Here is an 8,206-nt window from a genome sequence, read left to right on the forward strand (position 1 = left end):
CTGGAACGCCACGGGACGGGAGAAGCCTGTCAACAGGGCATTTCCCGACCATTGCCCGACTGTGAACCCCGTGTTACCTGGTGCTTTCTGTGCTGCGCCTCACTCCCTGAGGGGATGGGTCCGCGAAGGGCGTGCGAGCAGGACCCATCCCCGACCCCGTCAGCCCACCTTCTCGATGCGCGCGTTGCGGATCAGGAACTTCCCGGGCTCACGGACCTGCTCGAACGCCGCGTCGTTCAGCAGGGCGCAGCTGCCGGAGACCGAAGTGACCTCCACGGTGGTGGACTTGTCGTTGTCCAGGTTCGTGACCTTCAGCTTCGTACCGGCCGGGAACTGGTTGCTGGAGGCGGCCGGGGCGCCCGCCTCTCCGGAGAGGGTGACGGTCGAACCGGCACACACCTGCTCCCCGCCGACGGCACCGGAATCGGCACCGGAATCGGCACCGGAATCGGCACCGGAATCGGCACCGGAATCGGCACCGGAATCGGCACCGGAATCGGCACCGGAATCGGCACCGGAATCGGCACCGGAATCGGCACCGGACTCGGCAGTGGCCGGCGAAGGCTGCTGCGCCGCCGGCGGCTCAGCCGAGGAGCCCTGAGCCGGCCCCGACTGGCCGACCGTGCACCCGGAGGCCTCCTGCTTGCGCTTGATCTCCGCGATGACCGCCTCCCGGTTGGCGATCCGGGCCTCCGACTGCGCGTCCGGGTTGGCGCGCTGTCCCTCGATGAACTTCTCGTTGTTCCCGAGCGCCGTGGCCAGTCCGTCGCAGACGGCGGAGGACTCCGACTGTCCGGCCGGCGCGGCGTTCGAGGTGGCCGCCAGGGCGAAGGCCCCGCCTCCGGCCATCGTCGCGGCGCTCACCCACAACACGAGCTTCTTCTTCGGGCCGAGGGTTCTTCTACGTGACACGGTGCGCCTCCTGTCTCCGGCCGCCCCGGTCGGCGGCCGGTCATGAGTGGGGAGTACGCCGCTATGTACGAGATGCCGAACAGAGTTACTCAGCAGTCAACACGAGTCACTCATATGACGCAGGTCACGTAGGGGTCGATGCGGCTCAGCCGTCCTCGTGGGCCACGACGTTGTCGTTGACGTACTGCAGGAGCCCCTCCGTCTGCTGGGTGAGCGCCTTCTCGCGCGTCTCGGCGCCGTCTGCCCACTGGCCGTTCGCGAAGACGACGGACCGCACGGTCATGAGCCGCCGGAACACCCCGGCCGAGCCGGGCGGAACGGTCGGCAGCCCCGCCTCCGGGGGAGGGTCGAGCGACACCACCTGATACGTCACCGGATCCATGGAGGCCATCGCGAACACCCGCGAGGCGTCCTCGACCCGCCGGAAACTCAACACGGTCACCGTCACCTGTGAACGCCGGTCGGCATCCGTGAACAGCGCGGCGGTGAGCCGAGCGCACTCCTCGCCCTGCTCGATGAGCGCGGCGAGCTCCGGCGACATCCCGCGCGCGCACTCGGTCGTCGTGGCCCTGTCCACGCGCTGGTACGTCGACCCGTCCTTCAGGCGGACGCTCGTCTCGGGGAAGGCCTGCTCGGGGCGCACGATGGGCCGCTTGAGCAGTGACGGCAGCCGCGAGGGCGCCCCGGACGGCGAATCGACGACCACGGACGGAACGGCCGACACGGCCGGCGTACTGGAAGAGGAGGAGGCGGCGGGAGCCGCCACCTCCTCCTCACTGTCCCCGCTCCCCATGTACACAGCGCCCCCGGCCGCGACCACCGCCACGAGCACGACGCCCACCGCGCTCCCGACCGCGAGCCGGGTTCTGCGTCTTCTTCGTATCCGCTCCTGCTCGGCCACCCATTGGGCATAGGGGTCGGGCGGTCCGTACGGCTGGGCGTAGGGGTCGGGCGGCCCGTAGGGCATTCCTTGATCATCAAAGGTCATGGCGGCGGAGAATAACAGGGCGACCCACTTACTATCCGGTCACCCGACAAAGGCGTATCTATCGGGACAGGGCGTCCCGTACCGCCTCATCCGTACGGGCCACGACGGCGGTTCCGTCCTCCGCCGTGATGATCGGCCGCTGGATGAGCCGGGGGTGCTCCGACAGGGCCCTGATCCACTTCTCGCGCGAGCCGGCGTCGCGAGCCCATTCCTTCACGCCGAGCTCTTTCGCCTCGGCCTCCTGGGTCCGCGTGATGTCCCAGGGCTCCAGCCCCAACCGCGTCAGGACCTCACGGATCTCGTCCTCGGTCGGTACGTCTTCCAGATACCGCCGCACCGTATACGAGGCACCCTCCTCGTCCAGCAACTCGAGGGCGCCGCGGCACTTCGAACAGGCCGGGTTGATCCAGATCTCCATGCCGCACAAGGTACGCGAACCAGGGCGGGGGGCCAGGGCAGGGTGCCGGGTCAGGGGGCCGTGCGGCCATGCGAAACCGCGGGTCCGGGCGGCATGCCACCCGGACCCGCACCCGCCTCCGCACCCGCACTGATCGGACCGTCAGCGGCCCATCAGCGCGAAGACACCCCAGCCGAGGTATTCACGCTCGTAGCGCGCATAGCGGGCGGGGGCGGTGGCCAGCTCGGCCCGCACCTCGGCGGCGAGCTCGTCGCCGGGGTTCTGGTCGAGCCAGCGGCGAAGGTTGTGCCACTGTGCCGCCCGGTACCGGTCCCAGCTGTCATGATCGGCCAGCACCATCTCCACGGTGTCGTACCCGAGGTGGCCGAACTGCTCGATCAGCTCCGGCAGCGTCCGGAAGTCGGATGGGCTGTCGGCGTGGCAGGCCCGGACGGTTTCCTGGTCCGGCGGTGCCTCGCGCCAGTACGGCTCGCCGATCAGCATCAGGCCGCCGGGGCGCAGGCTGCGGCCCAGCAGCTCGACGGTTCCGGCCACGCCGCCGCCGATCCAGGTGGCACCGATGCACGCGGCGAGATCGACCGGCTCGTCCGCGACGTACCCGGAGGCATCGCCGTGGACGAACTCGACCCGGTCGGCGACGCCCAGTTCGGCCGCGCGGGCACGTGCCTTGGCGATGCCCTGCGTGCTGATGTCCACACCGGTCCCGGTGACGCGGTGATCCCGCGCCCAGGTGCACAGCAACTCGCCCGATCCGCTGGCGAGGTCGAGTGCGCGCGTCCCGGGGGCCAGGTTCAGTGCCTGGCCCAGGATGGCGAGCTTGTCACTGGTGAACGGCCCTCTGAGCCTCTGTGTCCATCGATTTTGTTCGCGTCACCCGTGGTGGATCGCCGTACCCGCCGAGGGCTCTGTTCGATTTTTGGTCCACCCCTTCCGCACCTCCCCGCACTGGCGTGACAGCTCGTCAATTCGCCCTCTGTCCTGGGAGTTTGTTGGTCCTCGTGGACCCTCTGGATGTCAGTGGCGGGCGCTAAACTGGAGGCAGTGTTCGAGGGGGTCGACGGATGGCTCCCTGACCGCGACAGGAGGATGCCCGTGCCCGCTGCCGCACTCCGCCCGCTGCCCACCCAGTCCACATCCAAGAGGGCCGTTCTGCTGGAACTGCCCTACGAGCCCGTCGAGAAGCGTCCGCTCCCGCCGGGGCGGCCGCGTGACTGGTACATCACGCACAACCGCCGTCTCAAGGCGATGCGGCTTGCCATCGCTCTCCTGGACTCCGGTGTCTACATGCCCAACCAGGCTCGCAACGAGAGGATCCGCAGCACGGCCGAACTCATCGGCGTCCACCCGCCGTCGGACACGACCTGCCACATGGTCCGAGCGCTGATGCGCTACGCCCGCTGACGCCTCCGGCGGTATGTCAGGTGCCGGTCGCGCTCGGGGCGGCCGGCACCTGGTGCGTGGGGGCGGGGTTCCCTTTCCCCGACCTCACCCCTTCCCGAAACAGAGAGGCTGGTCGCGCAGTTCCCCGCGCCCCTGAAGGGGCGCGTCCGCGTAAATCGTTTCCTCCGGGCAGGGGGCACCCGGCATCCTGAGGGCTACTCTCAAGCCACCCGATGAACCGGCACCCGGAGACTGTCATGGGTACCTTGATCATTCTGGCGATCCTTGTTCTGGTCGTCATGGGCTTCAACAACCCCCTCTGGTGGATGGCCGCGGCCGCGCTGCTCTACCTGCACCTCCGCTACGGCAGCACCGGACAGTCCTCGTCGGCCGGCGGTTCCTCGGGGTCCTCGGCTCGCTTCGACGACAGCTACCGCGCGTACCGCGACCGCCGTGACCGCCAGGCCAAGTGGGAGCGCCGCTACCGCCGCGAACGCCCCTGGGCGGGCCGCCAGCCGAAGGGCCGCTGACCAGGCCGCCGACCTGGGCCCCTAGGGGGTGTCGGCCTGGCCCAGACCCGGCGCACCCCAGATCGGGAACCAGCGGCCCAGGTCCTGCTCCACCCGCAGGTCGTTCACCAGCACGGCTCTGACCTGCAACTCCAACGCGTTGTCGCGCCGCTCGCCGCCGCCCGGCAGCGGCGCGAAGGGGTAGAAGGTACCGCGCTTGTAGAGATAGACGAGACCGAGCGGTCGCCCCTCGCCGTCCTGGAAGCCGGCCACGGAGCACAGCAGCTGAGGCCCGAAACCACTGCTCTCCAGGGCACTGTTCACCGCGTGCAGATCACCGACGAGCGCGGGCAGATCCTCCGGCTTCCGCCGCGAGACCAGCCACGTGTACCCGTAGGCGTCCCGGCTGACCTCCACAGGCGGCCCGTTCCGCCCGGCATCCGCGTCCAGCAGCGCCCGCACTTCCTGACGTACGTCGTCGAAGGCGGCCCCCTCGACGGTCGCGAAGCACACCGCGCCGTGGCCGGTCGGTGTGAACCCGGCCGCCGCCTCCAGAGTGACGGCGGCCGAAGGCAGCCCGAAGAGCTGATCGAGATCGGGCGCGACCGGCTTGCTGCGGCCCAGCAGGATGTCCAGGATCCCCATGCTCAGCCCGCCTGCCCGGAGGTCGGTGACTGACCCAGCTCGCTGGAGATACGGCCGAGTTGCTCAAGCCGCTGCTCCAGGCTGGGGTGGGTGGAGAAGAGCCGCTGGAGGCCGGGCGTGGCACCCAGCGCGGGCGTGAAGTAGAAGGCGTTGAAGGCTTGCGCGGTCCGCAGATCGCGCGTGGGGATCTTGGCGATGTCCCCGCTGAGCTTGGTCAGCGCGGAGGCCAGGGCCGAGGGTCGGCCGGTGAGCATGGCTCCGGCGCGGTCGGCGGCAAGCTCCCGGTAGCGGGACAGCGCCCGAATGAGGACGAAACTGATCGAGTAGACGGCCACCGACACCGCCATCACCGCCATCAGCATGACGGCCGTGTTCTGATCCCTGCGCGCCCCGCCGAACATCTGCGAGTAGAACGTGAACCGCACCACCAGCCCTGCGATCACCCCGAGGAACGAGGCCACGGTGATCACCGCGACATCGCGGTGCGCCACGTGAGACAGCTCGTGCGCGAGCACACCCTCCAGCTCGGCGGGCTCCAGCCGCCGCAGCAGCCCGGTCGTCACACAGACCACGGCATGATCCGCGTTGCGCCCGGTGGCGAAGGCGTTCGGCATCTCCATGTCGGACACGGCGACGACGGGCTTCGGCATGTCCGCGGTCGCGCACAGCCGGTCGATCACACCGTGCAGCTGCGGATACTCCTCGCGCTCGACGACCCGCCCGCGCATCGCGAACAGCGCGATCCGATCCGAGAACCAGTACTGCGCGCCGAGCAGCGCCGCCGCGATCACCACGACGAGCACCCACGACTTCAGCAGCACGATCAACGCGGCGACGAACGCCACGTACAGCAGCCCGAGCAGGAACAGCGTGGCCCCCATCCGCATGGTCAACCGCCGGTCGGGCTGGAAACGGCTCCGCATCACGATCACCCCATCCATCGGGCACTCGTCCCGTCCTCCATTGTGCTCCGACCGCGTCCAAAGAACGGGAGCCGTTTGCCCATGATCGGCCCCTGTTCGCCCCCATGAGAGGCAAAGAACGACGGAACGAGGACATGGCGGAACGAGGGCATGGCGGAACGACGGAGCCCCGCCACTGCCGGTGAGGCGGTGGCGGGGCTCTGAAGCCGAAGGCTTTACGCGTCGACCATGTCGATCACACGTCGAAGTAGAGCTCGAACTCGTGCGGGTGCGGACGCAGCTGGAGCGGAGCGATCTCGTTCGTGCGCTTGTAGTCGATCCACGTCTCGATCAGGTCGGACGTGAAGACGTCGCCCTGGAGCAGGAACTCGTGGTCGGCCTCGAGGGAGTCGAGGACGGCCGGGAGCGAGGTGGGGACCTGCGCGACGCCCGCGTGCTCCTCGGGAGCCAGCTCGTAGAGGTCCTTGTCGATCGGCTCGGCCGGCTCGATCTTGTTCTTGATGCCGTCCAGGCCGGCCAGCATCAGGGCCGAGAACGTGAGGTACGGGTTGCCGGAGGAGTCCGGGGCGCGGAACTCGACGCGCTTGGCCTTCGGGTTCGAGCCCGTGATCGGGATACGCATGGCCGCGGAGCGGTTGCGCTGCGAGTAGACCAGGTTGATCGGGGCCTCGAAGCCGGGGACCAGGCGGTGGTACGAGTTCACCGTCGGGTTCGTGAAGGCCAGCAGCGACGGGGCGTGCTTGAGGATGCCGCCGATGTAGAAGCGGGCGGTGTCCGAGAGGCCCGCGTAACCCTGCTCGTCGTAGAAGAGCGGGGAGCCGCCCTGCCACAGCGACTGGTGGACGTGCATACCGGAGCCGTTGTCACCGAAGATCGGCTTCGGCATGAAGGTCGCGGTCTTGCCGTTGCGCCAGGCGACGTTCTTCACGATGTACTTGAAGAGCTGGAGGTCGTCGGCGGCGGCGAGCAGCGTGTTGAACTTGTAGTTGATCTCGGCCTGGCCGGCGGTGCCCACCTCGTGGTGCTGGCGCTCGACCTGAAGGCCGGAATTGTTCAGCTCAAGGGAGATCTCGGCACGCAGGTCGGCGAAGTGGTCGACCGGCGGCGTCGGGAAGTAACCGCCCTTGTAGCGGACCTTGTAACCGCGGTTGTCCTCCACCGCACCGGTGTTCCAGGCGCCGGCCTCGGAGTCGATGTGGTAGAAGGACTCGTTCGCGCTGGTGGAGAAACGCGCGCTGTCGAAGACGTAGAACTCGGCCTCGGGACCGAAGTACGCGGTGTCGGCGATGCCCGTCGAGGCGAGGTACGCCTCCGCCTTCTTCGCCACGTTGCGCGGGTCACGGGAGTACTGCTCGCCCGTGATCGGGTCGTGGATGAAGAAGTTGATGTTGACCGTCTTGTCGCGGCGGAAGGGATCGACGCGCGCGGTGGACAGGTCGGCGCGGAGCGCCATGTCGGACTCGTGGATGGCCTGGAAGCCGCGGATCGAGGAGCCGTCGAAGGCCAGTTCCTCGCTCGGGTCGAAGGCCTCTGCCGGCACCGTGAAGTGCTGCATCACGCCAGGCAGGTCGCAGAAGCGGACGTCGACGAACTTGACGTCCTCGTCCGCGATGAACTTCTTGGCCTCGTCGGCGTTCTGGAACATCCAGCTCCTCCTACTCCCGACCGTTGTGGACCGGGGTGGTAGTTCGTTCGTGCGGCCAGTGCGGTGGCACACGCTGAGCCCGACAATAGGGACGGGTGGTTTCTCTGACGTGACCCATTTGTTTCGCCCAAGTTAACCGACCCCGGCCCCCGTGACCCCACGTGTCCGCATGTCAAAACGGGAGCAGTACCTTGTACGCGTGGACAACAGGCGAGCAATCGGATCGTGGCTCTCCGGACCGCGTGCGGCCGCGGAGGAAGCCGGTGCCGACTTCGGATACCGGGGCGAGCAGCTGGGCCTGCCCGAGTCGGGGCCCGGGTCGATCGCCCGGCCGGGACGACGCCTCGGCGCCCTCGCCGTCGACTGGGCCCTGTGCCTCCTGATCGCATACGGGCTGCTCACTGAGGGCTACAACCAGGCGACCGGCAACTGGGCGCTGCTCATCTTCTTCGTCATGGGCGCCCTGACCGTCGGAACGATCGGCTCCACCCCGGGCAAGCGCCTGTTCGGCCTCCGGGTGGTCACCGAGGCCGGCGGCATCAGCCCGCTCCGTGCCCTCCTGCGCACGGCTCTCCTGTGCATCGCCGTCCCCGCCCTGGTCTGGGACCGGGACGGCCGGGGCCTGCACGACCGCTTGGCGCGCACGGTCGAGGTCCGGATCTGAACCAGCCGTATCGCGCACAGCCGATGGCGCACAGCCGATGGCGCACAGCCGTATGGCGCACAGCTGTATGGCGCACAGCCGTGTCGGGCATCGCTGAGCCCCCGCAGCCGATCGGCTGCGGG

General features: G+C 68.8%; 9 protein-coding genes and 1 pseudogene. 3 read left to right on the forward strand and 7 right to left on the reverse strand.

Annotated features, from left to right (window positions below):
* Positions 1-159 precede the first annotated feature (159 nt).
* The 4 genes and pseudogenes from FGD71_RS47365 to FGD71_RS13405 all read right to left on the reverse strand — a co-directional run.
* A complete protein-coding gene (locus tag FGD71_RS47365) occupies positions 160-912 on the reverse strand; it encodes an RlpA-like double-psi beta-barrel domain-containing protein (protein WP_162931116.1) in 753 nt (250 codons plus the stop codon).
* 145 nt (positions 913-1,057) lie between these two features.
* Positions 1,058-1,900, reverse strand: coding sequence for a hypothetical protein (locus FGD71_RS13395; RefSeq protein ID WP_119100654.1), 843 nt, complete (start codon positions 1,898-1,900; stop codon positions 1,058-1,060).
* 58 nt (positions 1,901-1,958) lie between these two features.
* Positions 1,959-2,318 (reverse strand): arsenate reductase family protein, encoded by a 360-nt coding sequence (locus FGD71_RS13400; RefSeq protein WP_181359190.1) that lies wholly within the window; start codon positions 2,316-2,318, stop codon positions 1,959-1,961.
* Positions 2,319-2,459: 141 nt separating this feature from the next.
* Positions 2,460-3,152, reverse strand: a pseudogene (locus FGD71_RS13405) (SAM-dependent methyltransferase); the annotation flags it as partial.
* 258 nt (positions 3,153-3,410) lie between these two features.
* Here FGD71_RS13405 and FGD71_RS13410 point away from each other — a divergent pair.
* Together FGD71_RS13410 and FGD71_RS13415 are read left to right on the forward strand one after the other, a co-directional pair.
* Positions 3,411-3,719, forward strand: a complete 309-nt coding sequence (locus tag FGD71_RS13410; RefSeq protein ID WP_119100657.1) for a hypothetical protein — start codon at positions 3,411-3,413, stop codon at positions 3,717-3,719.
* A gap of 236 nt (positions 3,720-3,955) precedes the next feature.
* Entirely contained in the window at positions 3,956-4,228 is a 273-nt protein-coding gene (locus FGD71_RS13415; RefSeq protein WP_119100658.1) for a hypothetical protein, read from the forward strand.
* A 21-nt stretch (positions 4,229-4,249) separates the two neighbouring features.
* Here the strand turns inward: FGD71_RS13415 and pspAB are convergent, their stop codons facing one another.
* From pspAB to glnA, 3 genes are all read right to left on the reverse strand, one after another.
* The gene (gene pspAB, locus FGD71_RS13420) at positions 4,250-4,852 is read right to left on the reverse strand and encodes a PspA-associated protein PspAB (RefSeq protein ID WP_119100659.1); all 603 of its coding nucleotides are present in this window, start codon (positions 4,850-4,852) and stop codon (positions 4,250-4,252) included.
* 2 nt (positions 4,853-4,854) lie between these two features.
* Positions 4,855-5,775 carry a zinc metalloprotease HtpX gene (gene htpX / locus FGD71_RS13425; protein ID WP_119100664.1) on the reverse strand — a complete coding sequence of 307 codons (921 nt, stop codon included), beginning with the start codon at positions 5,773-5,775 and terminating at the stop codon, positions 4,855-4,857.
* A 235-nt stretch (positions 5,776-6,010) separates the two neighbouring features.
* Positions 6,011-7,420 carry a type I glutamate--ammonia ligase gene (gene glnA / locus FGD71_RS13430; RefSeq protein WP_119100660.1) on the reverse strand — a complete coding sequence of 470 codons (1,410 nt, stop codon included), beginning with the start codon at positions 7,418-7,420 and terminating at the stop codon, positions 6,011-6,013.
* A gap of 199 nt (positions 7,421-7,619) precedes the next feature.
* Here glnA and FGD71_RS13435 point away from each other — a divergent pair, with 199 nt between their 5' ends.
* Entirely contained in the window at positions 7,620-8,084 is a 465-nt protein-coding gene (locus FGD71_RS13435; protein ID WP_119100661.1) for an RDD family protein, read from the forward strand.
* Positions 8,085-8,206: the final 122 nt, after the last annotated feature.

Source organism: Streptomyces sporangiiformans (assembly GCF_005768555.2).
GTDB lineage: Bacteria > Actinomycetota > Actinomycetes > Streptomycetales > Streptomycetaceae > Streptomyces > Streptomyces sporangiiformans.

Excerpts from the sequence above, each read along its gene's own strand:
- FGD71_RS13395 (WP_119100654.1), bottom strand. The coding sequence starts at position 1,900 with ATGACCTTTGATGATCAAGGAATGCCCTACGGGCCGCCCGACCCCTAC.
- FGD71_RS13400 (WP_181359190.1), bottom strand. The coding sequence starts at position 2,318 with ATGGAGATCTGGATCAACCCGGCCTGTTCGAAGTGCCGCGGCGCCCTC.
- FGD71_RS13415 (WP_119100658.1), top strand. The coding sequence starts at position 3,956 with ATGGGTACCTTGATCATTCTGGCGATCCTTGTTCTGGTCGTCATGGGC.
- pspAB (WP_119100659.1), bottom strand. The coding sequence starts at position 4,852 with ATGGGGATCCTGGACATCCTGCTGGGCCGCAGCAAGCCGGTCGCGCCC.
- htpX (WP_119100664.1), bottom strand. The coding sequence starts at position 5,775 with ATGCGGAGCCGTTTCCAGCCCGACCGGCGGTTGACCATGCGGATGGGG.
- glnA (WP_119100660.1), bottom strand. The coding sequence starts at position 7,420 with ATGTTCCAGAACGCCGACGAGGCCAAGAAGTTCATCGCGGACGAGGAC.